General features: G+C 71.6%; 21 protein-coding genes. 10 read left to right on the forward strand and 11 right to left on the reverse strand.

Features of this window, described 5'->3' with window-relative positions; genetic code table 11:
- Window positions 1-160: 160 nt before the first annotated feature.
- Both CYQ11_RS06990 and CYQ11_RS06995 read left to right on the forward strand, forming a co-directional pair.
- Complete coding sequence (locus CYQ11_RS06990; RefSeq protein ID WP_099201937.1) at window positions 161-1378, forward strand: S8 family peptidase; 1218 nt, start codon at window positions 161-163, stop codon at window positions 1376-1378.
- A 67-nt stretch (window positions 1379-1445) separates the two neighbouring features.
- A complete protein-coding gene (locus tag CYQ11_RS06995; protein ID WP_099201936.1) occupies window positions 1446-2468 on the forward strand; it encodes an agmatine deiminase family protein in 1023 nt (340 codons plus the stop codon).
- Between the two features lie 42 nt (window positions 2469-2510).
- Here CYQ11_RS06995 and CYQ11_RS07000 read toward each other — a convergent pair whose 3' ends face one another.
- The 8 genes from CYQ11_RS07000 to CYQ11_RS07035 all read right to left on the reverse strand — a co-directional run bounded on the left by CYQ11_RS07000 (window position 2511) and on the right by CYQ11_RS07035 (window position 9149).
- Complete coding sequence (locus CYQ11_RS07000) at window positions 2511-2852, reverse strand: metal-sulfur cluster assembly factor (protein ID WP_099201935.1); 342 nt, start codon at window positions 2850-2852, stop codon at window positions 2511-2513.
- Window positions 2849-3322, reverse strand: a complete 474-nt coding sequence (sufU, locus tag CYQ11_RS07005) for a Fe-S cluster assembly sulfur transfer protein SufU (protein WP_099201934.1) — start codon at window positions 3320-3322, stop codon at window positions 2849-2851. The genes CYQ11_RS07000 and sufU overlap by 4 nt, the downstream gene beginning before the upstream one ends.
- Before the next feature lie 19 nt (window positions 3323-3341).
- Window positions 3342-4595 carry a cysteine desulfurase gene (locus CYQ11_RS07010; protein WP_099202009.1) on the reverse strand — a complete coding sequence of 418 codons (1254 nt, stop codon included), beginning with the start codon at window positions 4593-4595 and terminating at the stop codon, window positions 3342-3344.
- A 2-nt stretch (window positions 4596-4597) separates the two neighbouring features.
- Window positions 4598-5362: a Fe-S cluster assembly ATPase SufC gene (gene sufC / locus CYQ11_RS07015; RefSeq protein ID WP_099201933.1), complete on the reverse strand. Its 765-nt coding sequence runs from the start codon at window positions 5360-5362 to the stop codon at window positions 4598-4600.
- 7 nt (window positions 5363-5369) lie between these two features.
- Window positions 5370-5696 (reverse strand): non-heme iron oxygenase ferredoxin subunit, encoded by a 327-nt coding sequence (locus CYQ11_RS07020; RefSeq protein WP_099201932.1) that lies wholly within the window; start codon window positions 5694-5696, stop codon window positions 5370-5372.
- Window positions 5693-6874 carry a Fe-S cluster assembly protein SufD gene (sufD, locus tag CYQ11_RS07025; RefSeq protein ID WP_099201931.1) on the reverse strand — a complete coding sequence of 394 codons (1182 nt, stop codon included), beginning with the start codon at window positions 6872-6874 and terminating at the stop codon, window positions 5693-5695. Before sufD ends, CYQ11_RS07020 begins: the two co-directional genes overlap by 4 nt.
- A gap of 68 nt (window positions 6875-6942) precedes the next feature.
- Entirely contained in the window at window positions 6943-8364 is a 1422-nt protein-coding gene (gene sufB / locus CYQ11_RS07030; RefSeq protein WP_099201930.1) for a Fe-S cluster assembly protein SufB, read from the reverse strand.
- Complete coding sequence (locus CYQ11_RS07035) at window positions 8361-9149, reverse strand: helix-turn-helix transcriptional regulator (protein ID WP_099201929.1); 789 nt, start codon at window positions 9147-9149, stop codon at window positions 8361-8363. Before CYQ11_RS07035 ends, sufB begins: the two co-directional genes overlap by 4 nt.
- Before the next feature lie 136 nt (window positions 9150-9285).
- Here CYQ11_RS07035 and CYQ11_RS07040 point away from each other — a divergent pair, with 136 nt between their 5' ends.
- The 3 genes from CYQ11_RS07040 (at window position 9286) to CYQ11_RS07050 (ending at window position 12114) form a co-directional block, all read left to right on the forward strand.
- Window positions 9286-10257, forward strand: a complete 972-nt coding sequence (locus CYQ11_RS07040; RefSeq protein WP_099201928.1) for an ABC transporter ATP-binding protein — start codon at window positions 9286-9288, stop codon at window positions 10255-10257.
- Window positions 10254-11021, forward strand: a complete 768-nt coding sequence (locus tag CYQ11_RS07045; protein ID WP_099201927.1) for an ABC transporter permease — start codon at window positions 10254-10256, stop codon at window positions 11019-11021. The genes CYQ11_RS07040 and CYQ11_RS07045 overlap by 4 nt, the downstream gene beginning before the upstream one ends.
- A 94-nt stretch (window positions 11022-11115) precedes the next feature.
- Window positions 11116-12114, forward strand: coding sequence for a COX15/CtaA family protein (locus CYQ11_RS07050; RefSeq protein WP_099201926.1), 999 nt, complete (start codon window positions 11116-11118; stop codon window positions 12112-12114).
- On the opposite strand, the gene CYQ11_RS07055 is transcribed toward CYQ11_RS07050, so the two are convergent.
- The 3 genes from CYQ11_RS07055 to CYQ11_RS07065 all read right to left on the reverse strand — a co-directional run bounded on the left by CYQ11_RS07055 (window position 12087) and on the right by CYQ11_RS07065 (window position 14581).
- Window positions 12087-13133, reverse strand: a complete 1047-nt coding sequence (locus tag CYQ11_RS07055) for an amidohydrolase (RefSeq protein ID WP_099202008.1) — start codon at window positions 13131-13133, stop codon at window positions 12087-12089. The two genes, CYQ11_RS07050 and CYQ11_RS07055, sit on opposite strands and share 28 nt — an antisense overlap.
- A gap of 92 nt (window positions 13134-13225) precedes the next feature.
- A complete protein-coding gene (locus tag CYQ11_RS07060) occupies window positions 13226-13546 on the reverse strand; it encodes a hypothetical protein (RefSeq protein WP_240003639.1) in 321 nt (106 codons plus the stop codon).
- Between the two features lie 93 nt (window positions 13547-13639).
- Complete coding sequence (locus tag CYQ11_RS07065) at window positions 13640-14581, reverse strand: heme o synthase (RefSeq protein ID WP_181143600.1); 942 nt, start codon at window positions 14579-14581, stop codon at window positions 13640-13642.
- 442 nt (window positions 14582-15023) lie between these two features.
- On the opposite strand from CYQ11_RS07065, the gene tkt reads away from it, so the two are divergent.
- The 5 genes from tkt to pgl are packed head-to-tail and all read left to right on the forward strand — an operon-like array spanning window position 15024 to window position 21626.
- A complete protein-coding gene (gene tkt, locus CYQ11_RS07070) occupies window positions 15024-17105 on the forward strand; it encodes a transketolase (RefSeq protein WP_099201923.1) in 2082 nt (693 codons plus the stop codon).
- Between the two features lie 34 nt (window positions 17106-17139).
- Window positions 17140-18255, forward strand: coding sequence for a transaldolase (gene tal, locus CYQ11_RS07075; protein ID WP_099201922.1), 1116 nt, complete (start codon window positions 17140-17142; stop codon window positions 18253-18255).
- 1 nt (window position 18256) lies between these two features.
- The gene (zwf, locus tag CYQ11_RS07080) at window positions 18257-19780 is read left to right on the forward strand and encodes a glucose-6-phosphate dehydrogenase (protein WP_099201921.1); all 1524 of its coding nucleotides are present in this window, start codon (window positions 18257-18259) and stop codon (window positions 19778-19780) included.
- Window positions 19777-20850, forward strand: coding sequence for a glucose-6-phosphate dehydrogenase assembly protein OpcA (gene opcA, locus CYQ11_RS07085; RefSeq protein WP_099201920.1), 1074 nt, complete (start codon window positions 19777-19779; stop codon window positions 20848-20850). The genes zwf and opcA overlap by 4 nt, the downstream gene beginning before the upstream one ends.
- A complete protein-coding gene (pgl, locus tag CYQ11_RS07090; RefSeq protein ID WP_099201919.1) occupies window positions 20847-21626 on the forward strand; it encodes a 6-phosphogluconolactonase in 780 nt (259 codons plus the stop codon). The genes opcA and pgl overlap by 4 nt, the downstream gene beginning before the upstream one ends.
- Window positions 21627-21861: the final 235 nt, after the last annotated feature.

Genomic DNA, 21861 nt, shown 5'->3' on the forward strand with positions numbered 1-21861 from the left:
GCGGCCCGGAACGACGCGAATGGCCCAGCGTCACCAGCCGGTCGGAGCAGCCCGCGTGGCCACCGGGATCAAAGTCGACATATCCATTGAGGTGACACCGGGGAGCGCGTCGTGTGTGCTCCCCGGCCGACCGCTCCCCCTCGCTTCGAACGGATCCCGCATGAAACCGCCGAGATACCGGCTCTGCGCGGCCGCGCTGATGCTGGCCCTCCCGCTGGCCGCCGCGCCGGCCGTCGCGGCCGAGCCCGCGCCCGGGCCCGACAGCACCGCCCGCCTCGCCCCGCTGCGGCAGACCTCGGGCCAGCCCGTGCCCGGCCACTACATCGTCACGCTGCGCAAGGGATCCAGCCCCCGCACCCTGACCTCCCGCCTGGGCGTGGTCCCGGACTTCGTCTACACCCACGCTCTCACCGGCTTCGCCGCGACGCTCACCCCCGAGCAGCTGGAGGCCGTGCGCGGCGCGTCCGACGTGGAGGCGGTGGAAGAGGACGCGGTCTACTCCCAGGCCGACGAGGACGACGCGCCCGCCACCCGGACGCGGGCGCCGACGCAGTCCTGGGGCCTGGACCGGGTGGACCAGCACCGGCTGCCGCTCGACGGCCAGTTCAGCGAGGCCGCCACCGGCGAGGGCGGCACCGCCTACATCGTGGACACCGGCATCGACTACGGCCACCCCGAGTTCGGCGGCCGGGCCCGCAACGGCACCGACCTCGTCACCTCGGGCGGCGACGGCAAGGACTGCCCCTCCGGCAGCGGCCACGGCACCCATGTGGCGGGCGTCGTGGGGGGCGCGACCTACGGGGTGGCCCGCAAGGCGACGCTGGTGAGCGTCCGCGTGCTCGACTGCACCGGCCGGACGACCGCCGCCCGGGTCGCCGCCGCCTTCGAGTACGTGGCCGCGAACGCGCCGGCCGCCTCCGTGGTCAACGCCTCGCTCAGCGGCCCCCCGTCCCGCGCCATCGACACCGCCGTCGGCAACGTCGCCGCCAAGGGCGTGCTGCCCGTGGTCGCGGCCGGCAACAACAACGACAGCGCCTGCGACCACTCCCCCTCCGGCGCCCTGGCCGCCCTGGCGGTGGGGGCCACCAACCAGAGGGACCAGATGACGGACTTCTCCAACTCCGGTCCGTGCGCCCGCATCCTCGCCCCCGGCGAGGACATCGTCTCGGCCGCGCCCGGCGGCGGCACCGCCACCAAGAGCGGCACGTCCCAGGCGTCCCCCTACGTCACGGGCGTGGCGACGCTCTACAAGGCCCGCACGCCCAGCGCCACCTCGGACGCCGTGATCAAGTGGCTGGTCGAGCAGTCCACCAAGGACGTGGTGACCGACCTCAAGGCGGGCACCCCGAACCGCCTGCTGTTCACCGGCGGTCTCTGATCCGGCGCCCGGGCCCGGGTACCGTTCGGGTGCGAGTGAGCCGTGCCGGACCAGGGGGGACCCGACGATGAACCACCTGCCGTCCGAGTCGCGGCCGCACGAGCGGACCTTCCTGGGCTGGCCGCCGGCCGGCTCGGTGTGGGGGCGCTCCACCGCGGCCGTGCGCGAGGACGTCGCCGCCCTCGCCCGGACGATCGGGGAGTACGAGCCGGTCGTGCTGCTGGCCTCGCCCGAGGACGCGGCGGACGCCGGACGGGCCTGCGGTGCGGCGGCCGCCGTCCTCCCCGTGCCCGTCGACGACCTGTGGCTGCGCGACACCGGCCCGGTCTTCGTCACCGGCGAGGACGGCGGGCTGCGCGGCGTGGACTTCCGCTTCAACGGCTGGGGCGGCAAGCAGGAGCACGCCCGGGACGGCCTGGTCGCCTCCCGTCTCCTGGACCACTTCGGCATCCCCCGCGTCGAGTCCCCGGTCGTCGCCGAGGGCGGTTCCCTGGAGACCGACGGCGCCGGCACCCTCCTGGCGACCGAGAGCTCCCTGGTCAACGACAACCGCAACCCGGGCCTGACCCGCGACGCCGTCGAACGCGCACTCACCGCCCTGCTGGGCCTGCGCAAGGTGATCTGGCTGGAGGGCGTGCGCGGCGAGGACGTCACCGACTGCCACGTCGACGCCCTCGCCCGCTTCGCCGGGCCGGCCACGGTCCTCCTGAGCCGCCCGCCCGCCGACGCGAGGCCCGACGTGTGGACGCGGGTGTACGAGCGGGCCCGCACCGCCCTGGAGGCCGCCACGGACGCCGACGGCCGCGCGCTGGAGGTCATCGACCTGCCCGAGCCCGACCCCGCCGCCCTGGGCGACCGGGGACCCGACTTCCTCGGCAGCTACGTCAACTACTACCTGGCGGGAGGGGCGGGAGGGTCGGGTGGCGCCGTCATCGTCCCCCGCTTCGGCGACCGCCGCGCCGACGACGAGGCCGCCGCCCTGCTGGGCGCCCTCCACCCGGGCCGCGAGGTCCGCACCGTCGCCGTCCCGACGCTCGCCGAGGGCGGCGGCGGGATCCACTGCGCCACACAGCAGCAGCCCGCCTCCTGACACCTGGTCGGGAGGCGGGCTGCCGGGGACGTACCGGTCGCGTCAGACGTTGAAGCCCAGCGCGCGGAGCTGCTCGCGGCCCTCGTCCGTGATCTTGTCGGGGCCCCACGGCGGCATCCAGACCCAGTTGATCCGGAGCTCGTTCACGATGCCCTCGGTGGCCGACTTCGCCTGGTCCTCGATGACGTCGGTCAGCGGGCAGGCCGCGGACGTCAGAGTCATGTCGAGGGTGGCGATGTTGGCGTCGTCGATGTGGATGCCGTAGATCAGGCCGAGGTTGACGACGTCGATGCCCAGCTCGGGGTCGACCACGTCGTAGAGGGCCTCGCGGACCTCCTCCTCCGTGGCCGGCTTGGTGGTGGTCACGTCTGCCTTGTCGGTCATGCGGTCTTCCTTACCGTGCTTTCGGGGCCTTCGCCCAGCGCCTGGGCGGTCGCGTCCTTCCACGCCATCCAGCTCAGCAGAGCACACTTCACGCGTGCCGGGTACTTGGAGACGCCGGCGAACGCGACCGCGTCCTCCAGCACCTCCTCCATCGCGTCGTCCGGCTCGATGCGGCCCTTGGACTGCATCAGCTCCAGGAAGGTCTCCTGGATGCGCCGGGCCTCGCCGAGGTCCTTGCCGACCAGGAGTTCGTTGAGCACCGAGGCGCTGGCCTGGCTGATGGAGCAGCCCTGGCCCTCGTAGGAGACGTCCTCGACGGTCTCGCCGGCCATCCGCACGCGCAGGGTGATCTCGTCACCGCACGTCGGGTTGACGTGGTGCACCTCGGCGTCGCCGTCCCGCAGGCCCCGGCCGTGGGGATTCTTGTAGTGGTCCAGGATCACGTCCTGGTACATCGAATCAAGCTTCACTGTCCGCTGCCTCGTCCGCTCAGCCGAAGAAGTTCCGTACGTGCTCCAGGCCCTCGACCAGGGCGTCGACCTCGCCGGGGGTGGAGTACAGATAGAACGACGCCCGCGTGGTCGCGGGAATTCCGTACCGCAGGCAGACGGGGCGCGCGCAGTGGTGGCCGACGCGTACCGCGATGCCCTGCTCGTCCAGCACCTGGCCCACGTCGTGGGGGTGGATGTCGCCGAGGGTGAAGGACACGGCGGCACCGCGGTCCTCGGCCGTGGTGGGGCCGATGATGCGCAGGTCCGGGACCTCCTGGAGCCTGCGGATCGCGTACTCGGTGATCGCGTGCTCGTGGCGGGCGATGTTCTCCATGCCGATCGAGGTGAGGTAGTCCACCGCCGCGCCGAGGCCGACGGCCTGGGCGATCGGAGGCGTACCCGCCTCGAACTTGTGCGGCGCCGGGGCGTAGGTCGAGGAGTGCATCGAGACGGTCTCGATCATCTCGCCGCCGCCGAGGAACGGCGGCAGGTCCTCGAGCAGCTCCTGGCGGCCCCACAGGACGCCGATGCCGTCGGGGCCGCACATCTTGTGGCCGGTGAAGGCCACGAAGTCGGCCTGGAGGGCCTGGACGTCCAGCGGCATGTGCGGGGCGGCCTGGGAGGCGTCGACGACGACCAGGGCGCCGACCTCCTGGGCGCGGCGGACGATCGCCTCGACCGGGTTGAGCGTGCCCAGGATGTTGGAGACCAGCACGAACGAGACGACCTTGGTCTTCTCGGTGATGACCTGGTCGATGTTCGACAGGTCCAGCCGGCCGTCGTCGGTGAGGCCGAACCACTTCAGCTTCGCGCCCGAGCGCTGCGCGAGCAGCTGCCACGGCACGATGTTGGAGTGGTGCTCCATCTCGGTGATGACGATCTCGGTCTCGTGGTCCACGCGGTAGGGCTCGTCGGCCCAGGCCAGCATGTTCGCCACGAGGTTGAGGGACTCCGAGGCGTTCTTGGTGAAGATCACCTCGTCGCGGCTGGGGGCGTTGACGAATGCGGCGATCTTGTCGCGGGCGCCCTCATACAGCGCCGTGGCCTCCTCGGCGAGCACGTGCACGCCGCGGTGGACGTTGGCGTTGTGCCGCTCGTAGTGCTCGTTGAGCACATCGAGCACCTGGCGCGGCTTCTGGGAGGTCGCCGCGTTGTCCAGGTAGACGAGCTTCTTCCCGTCGTGGACCACGCGGTCCAGGATCGGGAAGTCCTTGCGGATCGCCTCGGTGTCGAGGAGGCCCGGCAGCAGTATGGTCACGCGCTTACGCCACCCTTCACATATGCCTCGTAGCCCTCGTTCTCCAGCTTGTCGGCCAGCTCGGCGCCGCCGGACTCGACGACGCGGCCGTTCGCGAACACGTGCACGAAGTCGGGCTTGATGTAGCGCAGGATGCGCGTGTAGTGAGTGATCAGCAGGGTGCCGACCTCACCGGTCTCGCGGACGCGGTTGACGCCCTCGGAGACGACGCGCAGGGCGTCGACGTCCAGGCCGGAGTCGGTCTCGTCCAGGATCGCGATCTTGGGCTTGAGCAGCTCCAGCTGGAGGATCTCGTGGCGCTTCTTCTCACCGCCGGAGAAGCCCTCGTTGACGTTGCGCTCGGCGAAGGACGGGTCCATCTGGAGCTGCTCCATGGCGGCCTTGACCTCCTTCACCCAGGTGCGCAGCTTGGGGGCCTCGCCGCGGACGGCGGTGGCGGAGGTGCGCAGGAAGTTGGAGACCGAGACGCCGGGGACCTCGACCGGGTACTGCATGGCGAGGAAGACACCGGCGCGGGCGCGCTCGTCGACGGACATCTCCAGGACGTCCTCGCCGTCGAGGGTGACGGTGCCGCCGGTGATCGTGTACTTGGGGTGGCCCGCGAGGGAGTAGGCCAGGGTGGACTTGCCGGAGCCGTTGGGGCCCATGATGGCGTGGGTCTCGCCCTGCTTCACGGTCAGGTCGACACCCTTGAGGATCTCCCGGGGGCCGTTCTCGGCCTCGACGGAGACGTGCAGGTCGTGGATCTCAAGCGTTGCCATGGGGAACTCAGGACTCCTGGGTGACGGAGACGAGCACGTCGTCCCCTTCGATCTTGACGGGGTAAACGGGGACGGGACGCGTGGCCGGGAGGCTGTCGGGCTTGCCCGTGCGGAGGTCGAAGCTGGAGCCGTGCAGCCAGCACTCGATGTGGCAGTCCTCCACCTCGCCCTCGGACAGCGAGACGTTCGCGTGCGAGCAGATGTCGTGGATCGCGAACACCTCGCCCTCGGTGCGGACGAGGGAGATGGGCGTGCCGTCGAGCTCGACGCGCTGGGGGCTGTCCTCTTCGAGGTCGCTCAGGGCGGCCACTCGGACGAACGGGGAGTCGCTCATGCCACCGACGCCTCCAGCTCGGCCTCGATCTTGGTGATGAGGCGCTCCTCCAGCTCGGGGATGCCGATCTGCTGGACGAGCTCGGTGAAGAAGCCGCGGACGACCAGCCGGCGGGCCTCGTCGGCGGGGATGCCGCGGGCCATCAGGTAGAAGAGCTGCTCGTCGTCGAAGCGGCCGGTGGCCGAGGCGTGGCCGGCGCCGACGATCTCACCGGTCTCGATCTCCAGGTTGGGGACCGAGTCGACGCGGGCGCCGTCGGTGAGCACCAGGTTGCGGTTGAGCTCGTAGGTGTCGGTGCCCTCGGCGGCGGCGCGGATGAGCACGTCGCCGATCCAGACCGCGTGGGCGTCCCTGCCCTGGAGCGCGCCCTTGAAGACCACGTTGCTGCGGCAGTGCGGGGTGTCGTGGTCGACGAAGAGGCGGTGCTCCTGGTGCTGGCCGTTGTCGGTGAAGTACAGGCCGTACAGCTCGGCCTCGCCGCCTGGGGCGCCGTAGACGACCCGGGGGTGGAGGCGGACCAGGTCGCCGCCGAAGGTGACGATCACGGACTTGAAGGAGGCGTCGCGGCCGACCAGCGCGGTGTGCTGGGCGGCGTGCACGGCGGTGTCGTCCCAGTCCTGCACGGAGACGACGGTGAGCTTGGCGCCGTCGCCGAGGAGGTACTCGACGTTGGCGGCGAGCGTGGCGTCACCGGTGTGGTCGATGACGACGACGGCCTCGGAGAAGGCGCCGATCTCGACGACCTGGTGGCCGAAGGCCACGCCGCCCTCGCCGCGCACGGAGATGCGGACGGGCTCGGAGAGCACGGTGTCCTTGGGGATCGAGACGACCGAGGCCTTCTCGAAGGAGCTGTAGGCCTGGGCGGCGACCCGGTCGACCGGCTTGCCGGACCTGCCGAGGCGGGCGTCGTCCCGGCCGACGGTCTCGACCGTCACGCCCTCGGGGGCGGTCACCTCGACCTTGACGCCGGCGCCGTCGGCCACGGCCGTGCCGTCGTGGAGACCGCGCAGGCGCTCCAGCGGGGTGAAGCGCCACTCCTCCTCGCGACCGTGCGGCACGGGGAAGTCCGCCACGTCGTACGAGGCGGGGGCGCTGACCCGGGCGTCGATGGGCTGCCGGGGGCCGCCCACCTGGATGGCGCCGTCGGTCGTGCTGCCGGCGGGGGTGTTGTCAGCCATGGCTGTCGTCGTGCTCTCTTCCTGTCACAAAGGGTTCGCTGCGGGCGGGGGCTTCGGCGGCGCGGAGGTCAGCCGACCGCGCCCTCCATCTGCAGCTCGATCAGCCGGTTGAGCTCCAGTGCGTACTCCATGGGCAGCTCGCGGGCGATCGGCTCGACGAACCCTCGCACGATCATGGCCATGGCCTCGTCCTCGGACAGGCCACGGCTCATCAGGTAGAAGAGCTGGTCCTCGCTGACCTTGGAGACGGTCGCCTCGTGGCCCATGGAGACGTCGTCCTCGCGGACGTCGACGTAGGGGTAGGTGTCCGACCGGGAGATGGTGTCCACCAGCAGGGCGTCGCAGAGCACGTTCGACTTGGAGCCGTGGGCGCCCTCGGCGATCTCGATCAGGCCGCGGTAGGAGGTGCGGCCGCCGCCTCGCGCCACCGACTTGGAGACGATGTTGGAGGAGGTGTTCGGTGCCATGTGGACCATCTTGGCGCCGGCGTCCTGGTGCTGGCCCTCGCCGGAGAAGGCGATGGACAGGGTCTCGCCCTTGGCGTGCTCGCCCATCAGGTAGACGGCGGGGTACTTCATCGTCACCTTGGAGCCGATGTTGCCGTCGACCCACTCCATGGTCGCGCCCTCGTAGGCCACGGCGCGCTTGGTGACCAGGTTGTAGACGTTGTTCGACCAGTTCTGGATCGTCGTGTAGCGGCAGCGGCCGCCCTTCTTGACGATGATCTCCACGACGGCGCTGTGCAGCGAGTCGGAGGAGTAGATCGGGGCGGTGCAGCCCTCGACGTAGTGGACGTAGGCGTCCTCGTCGACGATGATCAGCGTCCGCTCGAACTGGCCCATGTTCTCCGTGTTGATACGGAAGTAGGCCTGCAGCGGGATGTCGACGTGGACACCCTTCGGGACGTAGATGAAGGAGCCGCCGGACCACACGGCGGAGTTCAGCGAGGCGAACTTGTTGTCGCCGACCGGGATCACCGTGCCGAAGTACTCCTGGAAGAGCTCGGGGTGCTCCTTCAGGGCGGTGTCGGTGTCCAGGAAGATGACGCCCTGCTCCTCCAGGTCCTCACGGATCTGGTGGTAGACGACCTCGGACTCGTACTGGGCGGCGACACCGGCGACCAGGCGCTGCTTCTCGGCCTCGGGGATGCCCAGCTTGTCGTAGGTGTTCTTGATGTCCTGGGGCAGGTCGTCCCAGGTGGCCGCCTGCTTCTCGGTGGAGCGGACGAAGTACTTGATGTTGTCGAAGTCAATGCCGGTGAGGTCGGAGCCCCAGGTCGGCATGGGCTTCTTGTCGAAGAGCCGCAGGCCCTTCAGGCGCAGCTTGAGCATCCACTCCGGCTCGGACTTCTTGGCCGAGATGTCGCGGACGACCTCCTCGGAGAGGCCGCGCTTGGCCGCGGCACCGGCCTCGTCGGAGTCGGCCCAGCCGTATTCGTACGTGCCCAGGCCCTCGAGCTCAGGGTGGGCAGTCTCCGTGGGGAGAGTCATGCGGGGTTCCTCCCGGCCGTGCTGGTGGATGCGGTGGTGGTCTTTTTGGGGATGAACGTCGTGCACACACCGTCGCCGTGGGCGATGGTGGCAAGACGCTGCACATGAGTCCCGAGCAGGCGGGAGAAGACCTCGGTCTCCGCCTCGCACAGCTGCGGGAACTGCTCGGCGACATGGGCGACCGGGCAGTGGTGCTGGCAGAGCTGTTCGCCGACCGGTGCGCTGCGCGCCGTAGCAGCGTACCCGTCCGCGGTCAATGCCCGGGCGAGGGCCTCCGCGCGCTCCTGGGGGGCCACGGCCTCCAGGGCCTGCCGGTAGCTCTCGGCCTGGGCGGCCATCCGGGCGCGGGCGAAGGCGGCGACCGCGGCCTCGCCCATCTCGCCGCCGCCGGCGGACTGGGCGATCCAGCGCAGGGCGTCCTGCGCGAGGGTGTCGTAGGCCTGGTCGAAGGCGTCGCGGCCGCAGTTGGTGAGCGCGAAGACCTTGGCGGGGCGGCCGCGGCCACGGGCGCCGTACACCCGCTTCTCACGGGCCTCGACGACGCCCTCGGCGACCAGCGTGTCGAGGTGGCGGCGGACGGCCGCGGAGGTCAGCTCCAGCCGCAGGGCCAGCTCGGCGGCGGTGGAGGGACCGTGGTCGAGGATCGACCGGGCGACGCGGTTGCGGGTGCCTCGCTGCTCGTCGTGAGCACGCTGGTCCTCGCGCGCGGGAGCGGGCAGCGGCGATCGCACCCCGGCGGCCTGCCCGGCCGCGGGGCTCTGGGGAGCCTCGCCCGCGTATTTCACAACACCATTGTTGCGTAATTGCGGGAGGGGCGACAAGCGTCGGCCGGGTGACGGATCGGTGGCTTTGATCACTTAGGGTCACCTAAGCGCCCCCCGCCCGGGTTCGCCCCCCTGCCGGGTTCGTAGACTTCCCCGCATGCGCAGCGTCTTTCCGGGTGACGGCCCGGCCGGCCCCCCGCCCTCCGGCGGGACACCCGCCGTCGAGGTCCGCGGCCTGGTGAAGCGGTACGGGCCGAAAACCGCCGTGAACGGGCTCGATCTGACCGTCGACACGGGGACGGTCACCGCGGTGCTGGGCCCCAACGGGGCCGGCAAGACCACCACCGTCGAGACGTGCGAGGGCTACCGCCGCCCCGACGCCGGGACCGTCCGCGTGCTGGGGCTCGACCCGGTCGCCGACTCCGCCGCGCTGCGCCCGCGCATCGGCGTGATGCTGCAGAGCGGGGGCGTCTACGCCGGCGCGCGCGCCGAGGAGATGCTCCGTCACACCGCGTCACTGCACGCCCACCCCCTGGACGTCGACGCCCTCGTCGAGCGGCTCGGCCTGGGCGACTGCGGCCGCACCACCTACCGGCGCCTGTCCGGCGGCCAGCAGCAGCGGCTGTCGCTGGCCATGGCCGTCGTGGGCCGCCCCGAGCTGGTCTTCCTCGACGAGCCGACCGCGGGCCTCGACCCACAGGCCCGGCACGCCACCTGGAACCTGGTCCGGGAGCTGCGCGCGGACGGGGTGACGGTCGTGCTGACCACGCACTACATGGACGAGGCCGAAACGCTGGCAGACGACGTCGCGATCGTCGACGCCGGCAAGGTGATCGCCCAGGGCAGCCCCGAGGAGCTGTGCCGCGGCGGCGCCGAGAACACCCTGCGCTTCACCGGCCGCCCCGGCCTGGACCTCGTCTCGCTGCTCAAGGCGCTGCCCGCCGACTCCGCGGCCGCCGAGCCGGCCCCCGGCTCGTACCGGGTCGACGGCAAGGTCGACCCGCAGCTGCTCGCCACCGTGACGGCCTGGTGCGCGCAGCACGGTGTGATGCCCGACCGCATAACGGTCGAGCGGCACACCCTGGAGGACGTCTTCCTGGAACTGACCGGCAAGGAGCTGCGCCCGTGACGACCGGCACGTTCACCCCGCGGCCCGGTGCCGCGCCGCTGCCCCGGATGATCCGGGCGCAGGCCGCGCTGGAGACCCGCATGCTGCTGCGCAACGGCGAGCAGCTGCTGCTCACCGTGGTCATCCCCACGCTCCTGCTCGCCCTGTTCAGCACCGTCGACATCGTCGACACCGGCGAGGGCGAGGCCGTGGACTTCCTCGCCCCGGGCGTGCTGGCGCTGGCCGTGATGTCCACGGCCTTCACCGGACAGGCCATCGCGACCGGCTTCGAGCGCCGCTACGGCGTCCTCAAGCGGCTCGGCGCCTCGCCGCTGCCGCGCTGGGGGCTGATGACCGCGAAGACCTGCTCGGTGCTGGTGACCGAGGTCCTCCAGACCGTCCTGCTGACGGTGATCGCCTTCGCCCTCGGCTGGTCGCCGCACGGCAACCCGTTCGCCGTCGTCCTGCTGCTGGTCCTCGGCACGGCGGCCTTCTCCGGGCTGGGCCTGCTGATGGCCGGGACGCTCAAGGCGGAGGCGACGCTGGCCGCGGCCAACCTCGTCTTCCTGCTCCTGCTGGTGGGCGGCGGCGTGATCGTGCCGCTGACGAAGTTCCCGGACGCCGCGCAGTCGGTGCTCGGCCTGCTGCCGATCTCGGCGCTCTCCGGCGGGCTGCGGGACGTCCTGCGCGACGGCGCGGGCATGCCCTGGGCCGACCTCGGCATCCTCGCCGGCTGGGCGGTGCTGGGCCTGGGCGCGGCGGCCCGGTTCTTCCGCTGGGAGTAGCCCGCACCGGATCGCACCAGGACCCACCAGGGGACATTCCGCCACGCACCCCCCTCGTGAATCCGTGCACAAGCGGGCGCATACGATGACTCCCGTGCCGAAAACGCTGAACCCCCTCCAGCTCGTCGCCGACCGCTGGCAGCCCTCCGCCCGCTTCGTCCGGCGGGCCTCGCTCGCCTGCGTCGTCATGGCGGTCGTCATCGTCGTGACGGGCGGCGCGGTCCGGCTCACCCAGTCCGGGCTCGGCTGTCCGACGTGGCCGACCTGCACCGAGGACAGCCTGACGCCCACCCCCGAGATGGGCATCAACGGCGTCATCGAGTTCACCAACCGCATGCTGACGTACGTGCTCTGCGCGATCGTCGGCCTGGCGATCGTGGCGGCACGCGCGCGTGCCCCGCGCCGCCGCCCCCTGACGCGGCTGGGCTGGGCCCAGTTCTGGCTGATCGCGAGCAACGGCGTCATCGGCGGCATCACGGTGCTGACGGGCCTCAACCCGTACATCGTCGCCCTGCACTTCCTGGCCGCGACCGCGCTGCTGACGGTGGCCGTGGTGATGTGGCACCGCTCGGCCGAGGGCGACGACGAGCCGCGCGACCTGGTGCCCCGTCCGGTGCGGCAGCTCGGCTGGGTGCTGGTCGTGGCGACCACCCTGCTGATCCTCGTCGGCACGGTCGTCACCGGCTCCGGCCGGCACGCGGGCGACGCCAAGAAGGACGTCCACCGCATCCCGCTGGACTGGCACGAGATCACCCAGCTGCACGTCGACTTCGTCTACGTCGTCGTCGGCCTCACCGTGGCCCTGTGGTTCGTGCTGCGGGCCGTCCAGGCGCCCGCCACCCCGCGCCGCCGGGTGGCGGAGCTGTTCGTCGTCCTGATGCTCCAGGGCGTCGTCGGCTACGTGCAGTACTTCAACGACTCACCCGAAGTGATCGTCGGCACGCACATGTTCGGCTCCTGCCTGGTGTGGATCGCGGTGCTGCGGGTCTTCCTGTCGCTGCGCGGGCGCGGCGAGGCGGCGACGCTGCCCGCACCCTCCGGCGAGCACGAGGCGCTGGCCCCGGATCAGCCCGCGGCCGCCTCCAGCCGGTAGACCCGGCGGGCGGTGCCGGCTGCGACCAGCGAGGCGATCCGCCCCGCCTCGGCGGCCCGGCACCAGCCGTCGGCGACCCAGTCGCGCACCAGGTGTTCCATGGCGCGCACGAACAGCCGGGCGGCCACCACGTACAGCTCCGCCAGCGCCCGCGCGCCCGTGGAGAACAGCAGCTTGCCGAACGGCGCCTCCCTGAGGGCCTCCTCCGGGCGGGCGCCCACGTCGGCGTAGACGTGGGGGAAGACGGCGGCCAGCCGGGCGGCCTGCCGGCGGTGCCCCGGGCCGGGCAGGAGCACCAGGTCCGTGCCGCGGCCCGCCGTGGCGCTCAGGAAGCCGGTCAGCCGTCGCGGGTCGGGGCAGTGCAGTTGGACGGGCAGCCCCGTCGCCACCGCGCTCCACAGCAGGTGGCGGACCAGCACCGGATCGGCCGGCGCCGCACCCGTGCCGCGGGTGCGCAGCCAGCGTCCGGCCGCCTGGCGGACCTCCGCGGCGCACGGCGGGCCGCCCGCGCAGGCGGCGGCGCCGGAGGCGAAGGCGGCGGCGCTGCCGGCGGCCGCGTAGAGCGCCTCGGCCGTGTAGGAGAGGAAGGCGTCGGTGCCGCCGGAGGTGTCGGCGACCTGCGCGGCCAGCGGTTCGAGCCGGACGACCTCGTGGGCGCGGCCCTCGGCGGCGCGGGCCAGTTCGGCCGGCGAGGTGAGGGCGCCCGGAGCCCCCTGTTCCAGCAGGAACGTGCCGATGCCTGCGCCGCGGAGCAGCAGCAGTCCGGCGCGGTAGGCGCCCAGCTCGCGGCGTCTGGCCAGATAGCGCACCGGCGCGCAGTGCGGCTCCAGGCCCAGCAGGGGCGGACACCAGCGGCGTACGGCCAGGCCGGCGCGGCTGTCGAAGAAGGTGGTGCCGGGCGGTGCGGGGCCGGTCGCGCCCTGGGCCTTCGCCAGGTGCGTCTCGAACTCCCCGAGCCCGAGCTCGCCGTGGACCGCACCGTGGCTGTGCTGGTCGACGAGCGGCGGTATGCCGTCCATCCGGCCGTCCATGCGTGGCCCCTCCCGCCCGTCCCCCACCGCGCGGCGCGCCGCGGCGCCGCTCCCGGTGGGTCTAACGGGCGAGGGGGCCGTCAGTTATCGGCGGGGTTCGCGGGGCCGCCGATCTGGAGGCCCGCCATGCGGGACCATTCGTAGGGGCCGGTGCGCACCTGGGCGGCCATCTCCCCGTCGAATTCGTCCCGGAGGGTGATGCCGGCCAGCTCGACGGCCTTCCGCGCGGTCTCGTCGGAGCGGGCCACGAGGTTGCCCCACTCGCCGTTGGCGCCGACGAGGGCGATGCGGGTGGTGCCGCGGCCGATGTGCGCGAGCTGTCCTTCGGCGCTACCGCCGTGGCTCCGGGCGAAGGCCGTGATCTGCCGGGCCAGCTTCGCTGCCTGCTTGTTGTCTGCCATGGCCAGGATGCTACCGACGGGTAGCACATATGGCGACGGGCAGTGCGGGTGGCCTTGACCACCAGCACCGCCCGTCGGCGGGAGAAGAGGGGACTAGCGCAGGAACGGGTCGATCGCCACGGCCGTGAACAGCAGCGACACATAGGTGATCGACCAGTGGAAGAGGCGCATCTCCTTGAGCTTGGCGCCGGTGACTCCGGCCTTGGCGCGGGCCTGGAGGGCGTGCGCCTCCTTCAGCCAGAGGCCGCCGCACACCACCGCGACGAGCGTGTAGAACCAGCCGGTGTAGCCCAGTGGGGTGAGCAGCAGCGACACGCCGACCATCACCCAGCTGTAGAGGACGATCTGCTTGGCCACGGCCTTGTTGCCCGCGACGACCGGCAGCATCGGCACGCCGACGCGCTCGTAGTCGTCCTTCACCTTCATCGACAGCGGCCAGTAGTGCGGCGGCGTCCAGAAGAAGATGACGAGGAAGAGGATGAGCGAGGCCCAGGAGACCTCGTTCTTCACGGCGGACCAGCCGATGATGACCGGCAGGCAGCCCGCGATGCCGCCCCAGACGATGTTCTGCGCGGTGCGACGCTTGAGGATCATGGTGTAGACGACGGTGTAGAACACCGACGCGCCCAGCGACAGCATCGCCGACAGGGGGTTGACCAGGAACCAGAACCAGACGGTCGAGCCGACGGTCAGGACGCTGGCGAAGACCAGGCACTCCACCGGGGAGACCATGCCCGTGACCAGCGGACGCTGGGACGTGCGGTCCATCATCGCGTCGATGTCGCGGTCGTAGTACATGTTGAACGCGCCAGCGCCGCCGGCGGACAGGTAGCCGCCGATGCACGTGGCCAGCACGAGCCACAGGTCCGGGACGCCCTTGGCCGCGAGGAACATCACCGGCACCGTCGTCATCAGCAGCAGCTCGATGACGCGCGGCTTCGTGAGCGCCACGAACGCCTTGACACGGGCCCCGAACGGCCGGTGACCGGGGTTCTCGGTGAGTACCCCCGCAGGACGGGATTCGACGGCCGTCACGCACACCCCTGACAGAGATAAGGCCAGCAAGCACATCCGGGCGGGGAAGCCCGGTGAAGGCTTGCGCGTACCACGCCACTTTAGACGCAGGGCGTGGCGCGGCCTTCGCCGGGGTGGGGTCGTGTTGGGCGCGCGGCAGCGGGAAACCGTACCTCGTCCGCGCCTGCCGGAACGCGACGGAACGGTCGCGTTCGGGAGGCGGAGCACCGCGGTCACCGGCAGGCTGGACTCGTGGCCGTCACACCAGACGGGAGTGTTGGAGATCCGAATCAGGTCGCCCCGGTCCACGATCGTTCTGGAGCACTCAAATGAGAGGCCGGGAGCCCGACTGTACGTCGAAAAGATGCGCGTCCCAGCGGGGGTAGGCTCGTCAGCGCCGCGTCGTGGCGGGCAATACCGCCCCCGGCAGATTGACCATGTGGAGAGGAGCCCTGATCCGAGGGTGAGCACCAAGCCGACCACCACAGACCTCGAATGGACCGAACTGGACCAGCGGGCCGTCGATACCGCCCGCGTCCTGGCCATGGACTCCGTGCAGAAGGTCGGCAACGGCCATCCGGGCACGGCCATGAGCCTGGCGCCCGCCGCGTACCTGCTCTTCCAGAAGCTGATGCGGCACGACCCGAGCGACGCCGACTGGACCGGCCGCGACCGGTTCGTCCTCTCTCCGGGCCACACCAGCCTCACGCTGTACATCCAGCTCTTCATGGCCGGCTACGGCCTGGAGCTGTCCGACCTCAAGGCCTTCCGCACCTGGGACAGCAAGACCCCGGGCCACCCGGAGCACGGTCACACCCGTGGCGTCGAGACCACCACCGGCCCGCTGGGCCAGGGCATCGCCAACGCCGTGGGCATGGCGATGGCCGCCCGCTACGAGCGCGGCCTGTTCGACCCCGAGGCCCCGGAGGGCGAGTCGCCCTTCGACCACACCATCTGGGCGATCGTCTCCGACGGCGACCTGGAGGAGGGCATCTCGGCCGAGGCGTCCTCGCTGGCCGGCCACCAGAAGCTCGGCAACCTCGTCGCGCTGTACGACGACAACCACATCTCGATCGAGGGCGACACCGAGACGGCGTTCTCGGAAGACGTCCTGAAGCGCTACGAGGCCTACGGCTGGCACGTGCAGCGCATCGAGCAGGCCCCCACCGGCGACTTCGACGTCCAGGCGCTGTACGCGGCGCTGAAGGCGGCGAAGGAGGAGACCGGGCGTCCCTCGATCATCGCGGCCCGCACGATCATCGCCTGGCCCGCCCCGAACGCCCAGAACACCGAGGCCTCCCACGGCTCGGCGCTCGGCGAGACCGAGGTCGCCGCGACCAAGAAGGTGCTGGGCTTCGACCCGGAGCAGCACTTCCAGGTCGAGGACGAGGTCTTCACCCACGTCCGCAAGGTCGTCGACCGCGGCCGCGAGGCCCACGCCGCCTGGGACAAGCGCATCCAGCAGTGGCGCGAGGCCAACCCGGAGCGCGCCGCCGAGTTCGACCGCGTCAACGCGGGCGAGCTGCCCGACGGCTGGGAGAAGGCCGTCCCGGTCTTCCCGGCCGGCAAGGACGTCGCCACCCGCAAGGCCTCCGGTGAGGTCCTCAAGGCGCTGGGCAGCGTGATCCCCGAGCTGTGGGGCGGCTCCGCCGACCTCGCCGGCTCGAACAACACCACGATCGACGCGTCGTCGTCCTTCCTCCCCGAGGGCAACCCCCTCCCGGAGGCGGACCCCTACGGCCGCACGATCCACTTCGGCATCCGCGAGCACGCCATGGGTTCGACCATGAACGGCATCGCGCTGCACGGCAACACCCGCGTCTACGGCGGCACCTTCCTGGTGTTCTCCGACTACATGCGCCCGGCCGTGCGCCTGGCCTCGCTGATGAAGCTGCCGGTCACCTACGTGTGGACGCACGACTCCATCGGCCTCGGCGAGGACGGCCCGACCCACCAGCCGGTCGAGCACATGGCCGCGCTGCGCGCCATCCCGGGCCTGAACATGGTCCGCCCGGCCGACGCCAACGAGACGGCGATCGCCTGGCGCGAGATCACCAAGCGTCACACCACCCACCCGGCGCCGCACGGTCTGGCCCTCACCCGCCAGAACGTCCCGACGTACGAGGCCAACGAGGGCGCCGCCAAGGGCGGCTACGTCCTGTTCGAGGCCGAGGGCGGCCGTCCGCAGGTGATCCTCATCGGCACCGGCTCCGAGGTCCAGCTGGCCGTCGAGGCCCGCGAGGTGCTCCAGGCCGAGGGCATCCCGACCCGTGTGGTCTCGATGCCGTCCGTCGAGTGGTTCGAGGAGCAGGACCAGGCGTACCGCGACGGCGTGCTGCTGCCGGACGTCAAGGCGCGGGTGGCGGTCGAGGCCGGCATCGGCCTGACCTGGCACCGCTACGTCGGCGACGCCGGCCGCATCGTCTCGCTGGAGCACTTCGGCGCCTCCGCCGACTACAAGGTGCTCTACCGCGAGTTCGGTCTGACCGCCGAGGCCGTCGTCGAGGCGGCCCGCGAGACGATCGCCGACGCGAACCGCCGCTGACGCCCGTATACAACAAGTAGGAGATGCAAACCCGATGACAGACGCACTCAAGCGCCTCTCCGACGAAGGCGTCGCGATCTGGCTGGACGACCTGTCCCGCAAGCGCATCACGTCCGGCAACCTGGCCGAGCTGATCGACCAGAGCCACGTCGTGGGCGTCACGACGAACCCGTCGATCTTCCAGAAGGCGATCTCCAGCGGTGAGGGCTACGAGCAGCAGCTCGCCGACCTCGCCGCCCGCAAGGTCACCGTCGACGAGGCCATCCGCATGATCACGACGGCGGACGTCCGCGACGCCGCCGACATCCTGCGCCCGGTCTTCGACGCGACCGGCGGCCAGGACGGCCGGGTCTCCATCGAGGTCGACCCCCGTCTGGCGCACGACACCAAGGCCACCGTGGCCGAGGCCAAGCAGCTGGCGTGGCTGGTGGACCGCCCCAACACCCTGATCAAGATCCCGGCCACCCAGGCGGGCCTGCCGGCCATCGCCGACGTCATCGGCCGGGGCATCAGCGTCAACGTGACGCTGATCTTCTCCCTCGAGCGCTACCGCGCCGTCATGGACGCCTACCTGACCGGTCTGGAGCAGGCCAAGGCCGCCGGCCTGGACCTGTCCCTGATCCACTCGGTCGCGTCCTTCTTCGTGTCCCGCGTGGACACCGAGATCGACAAGCGCCTGGACGCGCTGGGCACCGACGAGGCCAAGGCGCTGCGCGGCAAGGCCGCCCTCGCCAACGCCCGCCTGGCCTACCAGGCGTACGAGGAGGTCTTCTCCTCGGACCGCTGGGCCGCCCTGGAGAAGGCCGGCGCCAACAAGCAGCGTGCGCTGTGGGCCTCGACCGGCGTCAAGGACCCGGCCTACAAGGACACGCTGTACGTGGACGACCTGGTCGCCCCGAACACGGTCAACACCATGCCGGAGGCCACCCTGGAGGCCACGGCCGACCACGGGCAGATCACCGGTGACACGGTGCGCGGCACCTACGAGCAGGCCAAGGCCGAGCTCGACGCCATCGCCAAGGTCGGGATCTCGTACGACGAGGTCGTGCAGCTCCTGGAGGACGAGGGCGTCGACAAGTTCGAGCAGTCCTGGAACGACCTGCTGAAGTCCACTGAGGCGGAGCTCAAGCGCCTCGCACCGGAGGCGTGAATTGAGCAGCAGCAATCCGCTGCGTGACGCATCGGACCGACGGCTCCCGCGCATCGCGGGGCCGTCGGGCCTGGTCATCTTTGGCGTCACGGGCGATTTGTCCCGGAAAAAGCTGATGCCGGCGGTCTACGACCTGGCCAACCGGGGTCTGCTGCCGCCGGGCTTCTCGCTGATCGGCTTCGCCCGCCGCTCATGGGTGGACGAGGACTTCGCGGAGGAGGTGTACAACGCCGTCAAGCAGCACTCCCGCACGCCCTTCCGCGAGGAGGTCTGGCAGCAGCTGGTGCAGGGCTGCCGCTTCGTCGAGGGCGACTTCGACGACGACGAGGCGTTCGACACCCTCCGCAAGACCATCGAGGAGCTGGACCAGGCGCAGGGCACGGGCGGCAACTTCGCCTTCTACCTGTCGGTGCCGCCGAAGTTCTTCCCCCAGGTCGTCCAGCAGCTCAAGAAGCACGGTCTGGCCGAGCAGAAGGAGGGCACCTGGCGGCGCGCCGTCATCGAGAAGCCCTTCGGCCACGACCTGAAGAGCGCCCAGGAGCTCAACCGGATCGTCCACGAGGTCTTCCCGGCCGAGGCGGTCTTCCGCATCGACCACTACCTGGGCAAGGAGACGGTCCAGAACATCCTGGCCCTGCGGTTCGCCAACACCCTCTTCGAACCGATCTGGAACCGGTCCTACGTCGACCACGTGCAGATCACCATGGCCGAGGACATCGGCATCGGCGGCCGCGCCGGCTACTACGACGGCATCGGCGCCGCCCGTGACGTCATCCAGAACCACCTGCTCCAGCTGCTCGCGCTGACCGCCATGGAGGAGCCCGCCTCCTTCGACGCCGACGCCGTGGCCGCGGAGAAGACCAAGGTGCTGGGCGCCGTCCGGCTGCCGAAGGACCTCGGCAAGGAGACCGTGCGCGGCCAGTACGCGCACGGCTGGCAGGGCGGCGAGCAGGTCGTCGGCTACCTCCAGGAAGAGGGCATCGACCCGCAGTCGAAGACCGACACCTACGCCGCGGTGAAGCTGGAGATCGACAACCGCCGCTGGGCGGGCGTCCCCTTCTACCTGCGCACCGGCAAGCGGCTCGGCCGCCGCGTCACCGAGATCGCGGTCGTCTTCCAGCGCGCCCCCTACTCCCCCTTCGACCAGACCGCCACGGAGGAGCTGGGGCAGAACGCCCTGGTCATCCGGGTGCAGCCGGACGAGGGTGTGACCGTGCGGTTCGGCTCCAAGGTGCCGGGCACCTCGATGGAGGTCCGGGACGTCTCGATGGACTTCGCCTACGGCGAGTCCTTCACCGAGTCCAGCCCCGAGGCCTACGAGCGGCTCATCCTCGACGTCCTGCTGGGCGAGTCGAACCTCTTCCCCCGCCTGAAGGAGGTCGAGCTCTCCTGGCAGATCCTCGACCCCATCGAGGTGTACTGGGACAAGCACGGCAAGCCCGCGCAGTACCCGGCCGGCACCTGGGGGCCGGTCGAGGCGGACGAGATGCTCGCACGAGACGGACGGAGCTGGCGCCGGCCATGAAGATGGATCTCACGGACACCACGGCCAGCAAGATCAACCAGGCCCTGGTCGAGGGGCGCCGCGCCATCGGCACCCCCGCCATCGGCATGGTGCTCACCCTGGTCATCGTCACCGACGAGGAGCACGCCTACGACGCGCTCAAGGCGGCCAACGAGGCATCCCGCGAGCACCCTTCGCGCAAGCTCGTCGTCATCAAGCGCGTCAGCCGCTCGCCCCGCGACCGCGCCCAGGCCCGCCTGGACGCCGAGGTGCGCGTCGGCACGTCCGCCGGCACCGGTGAGACGGTGGTGCTGCGGCTGTACGGCGAGGTCATAGACCACGCCCAGTCGGTGGTGCTGCCCCTGCTGCTGCCGGACGCCCCCGTGGTCGTCTGGTGGCCGGTCGCCTCTCCGCCCAACCCGGAGAAGGACCCGCTCGGCGCGCTCGGCCAGCGCCGGGTCACCGACACCTACGCCGCCGAGGACCCGGTCGCGGAGCTCTCGGCCCGTGCCGCGAACTACACGCCGGGCGACACCGACCTGGCCTGGACCCGGATCACGCCGTGGCGCTCGATGCTCGCGGCCGCCCTGGACCAGCAGCCGGGCATCGAGGTCCTCTCGGCCGAGGTCGAGGGCGAGGCCTACAACCCCAGCGGCGAGCTGCTGGCCATGTGGCTCGCGGACCGGCTGGGCGTCACCGCCCGGCGGACCGTCTCCGACGGCCCCGGCCTCACGGCCGTCCGCCTGGAGACCAAGAGCGGCGTCGTCACCCTGGACCGCCCGGACGGCTCCCTGGCCACGCTCGCCATGCGCGGCCAGCCGGACCGCGCGGTGGCGCTCAAGCGCCGGGACACCGCCGAGCTGCTCGCGGAGGAGCTGCGCCGGCTCGACCCGGACCTCATCTACGAGTCGGCGCTGAAGTACGGCGTGGAGCGGCTCGGCGAGCCGGTTTCGGCGGCCCCGGCGGCCGCCGGCGGGAGCGCCCAGGAGTCCCCGGCGGGTGACGCGGAGGCGGCGGCCCCCGCCGAGACCCCTGAGGGCAAGGCCGCCCCCGCGAAGAAGTCCTCCGGCAAGAAGGCGGCGGCCAAGTGACCACGCCCCAGGTCGTCGTCCACCGGGACAAGGAGCTGATGGCCCAGGCCGCGGCGGCCCGGCTGATCACGAAGATCGTGGACGCCCAGGCCGCGCGCGGCTCGGCCTCCGTCGTCCTCACCGGCGGGCGCAACGGCAACGGGCTGCTCGCGGCCCTGGCCGCCGCGCCCGCCCGGGACGCGGTCGACTGGTCCCGCCTCGACCTGTGGTGGGGCGACGAGCGGTTCCTGCCCGAGGGCGACCCGGAGCGCAACGCCACGCAGGCGCGTGAGGCACTGCTGGACGCGGTGGACCTGGACCCGGCGCGGGTCCACTACATGCCCGCCGCGGACGGCACGCACGACGACGCGGACGCGGCCGCGGAGGCCTACGCGGCCGAGCTGGCCGCGGCGGCCCGGCCCGAGGACCACGGTCCCGTGCCGGCCTTCGACGTCCTGCTGCTGGGCGTCGGTCCGGACACCCACGTCGCCTCGCTGTTCCCCGAGCTCCCGGGCGTCCGGGAGACCGAGCGCACGGTCGTCGGCGTCCACGGCGCGCCGAAGCCCCCGCCGACCCGGGTCTCCCTGACCCTGCCGGCGATCCGGGCGGCGCGGGAGGTGTGGCTGCTGGCGGCCGGAGAGGACAAGGCCGGGGCGGTCGCGGTCGCGCTGAGCGGTGCGGGTGAGGTGCAGGCTCCGGCGGCCGGGGCGTACGGCCGCAGCCGCACGCTGTGGCTCCTCGACCAGGCCGCGGCGGCCCGCCTGCCCCGCGACCTCTACCCGCCGGCGTCGCCCTGACGCTGGCCCCTGCGGAGCCTGTGGCCCGTCCCCCTGTCGGGGGGCGGGCCATCCGTCTTCTCGCCGGACGGGCTGGTTTTCAGCCCGTCCGGCGACCGAGGCCACCGCGCGCAGCGCGGTGGGGGGCGACTAGGGGGTGTCCGATGGGGCGGTGCGGGTCCTGCGGTGGTCGGTGCGGTAGATCGCAAGGCGGAGCATTTACCTCGGACCGGGCGTCCTCGGCTGATGCGACAAC

The organism is Streptomyces cinnamoneus, from assembly GCF_002939475.1.
GTDB lineage: Bacteria > Actinomycetota > Actinomycetes > Streptomycetales > Streptomycetaceae > Streptomyces > Streptomyces cinnamoneus_A.

What these genes read in the sequence shown, in the direction of transcription:
- CYQ11_RS06990 (WP_099201937.1), top strand. Translation starts at nt 161, where the DNA reads ATGAAACCGCCGAGATACCGGCTCTGCGCGGCCGCGCTGATGCTGGCC.
- CYQ11_RS06995 (WP_099201936.1), top strand. Translation starts at nt 1,446, where the DNA reads ATGAACCACCTGCCGTCCGAGTCGCGGCCGCACGAGCGGACCTTCCTG.
- CYQ11_RS07000 (WP_099201935.1), bottom strand. Translation starts at nt 2,852, where the DNA reads ATGACCGACAAGGCAGACGTGACCACCACCAAGCCGGCCACGGAGGAG.
- sufC (WP_099201933.1), bottom strand. Translation starts at nt 5,362, where the DNA reads ATGGCAACGCTTGAGATCCACGACCTGCACGTCTCCGTCGAGGCCGAG.
- CYQ11_RS07020 (WP_099201932.1), bottom strand. Translation starts at nt 5,696, where the DNA reads ATGAGCGACTCCCCGTTCGTCCGAGTGGCCGCCCTGAGCGACCTCGAA.
- sufD (WP_099201931.1), bottom strand. Translation starts at nt 6,874, where the DNA reads ATGGCTGACAACACCCCCGCCGGCAGCACGACCGACGGCGCCATCCAG.
- sufB (WP_099201930.1), bottom strand. Translation starts at nt 8,364, where the DNA reads ATGACTCTCCCCACGGAGACTGCCCACCCTGAGCTCGAGGGCCTGGGC.
- CYQ11_RS07040 (WP_099201928.1), top strand. Translation starts at nt 9,286, where the DNA reads ATGCGCAGCGTCTTTCCGGGTGACGGCCCGGCCGGCCCCCCGCCCTCC.
- CYQ11_RS07055 (WP_099202008.1), bottom strand. Translation starts at nt 13,133, where the DNA reads ATGGACGGCATACCGCCGCTCGTCGACCAGCACAGCCACGGTGCGGTC.
- CYQ11_RS07060 (WP_240003639.1), bottom strand. Translation starts at nt 13,546, where the DNA reads ATGGCAGACAACAAGCAGGCAGCGAAGCTGGCCCGGCAGATCACGGCC.
- tal (WP_099201922.1), top strand. Translation starts at nt 17,140, where the DNA reads ATGACAGACGCACTCAAGCGCCTCTCCGACGAAGGCGTCGCGATCTGG.
- opcA (WP_099201920.1), top strand. Translation starts at nt 19,777, where the DNA reads ATGAAGATGGATCTCACGGACACCACGGCCAGCAAGATCAACCAGGCC.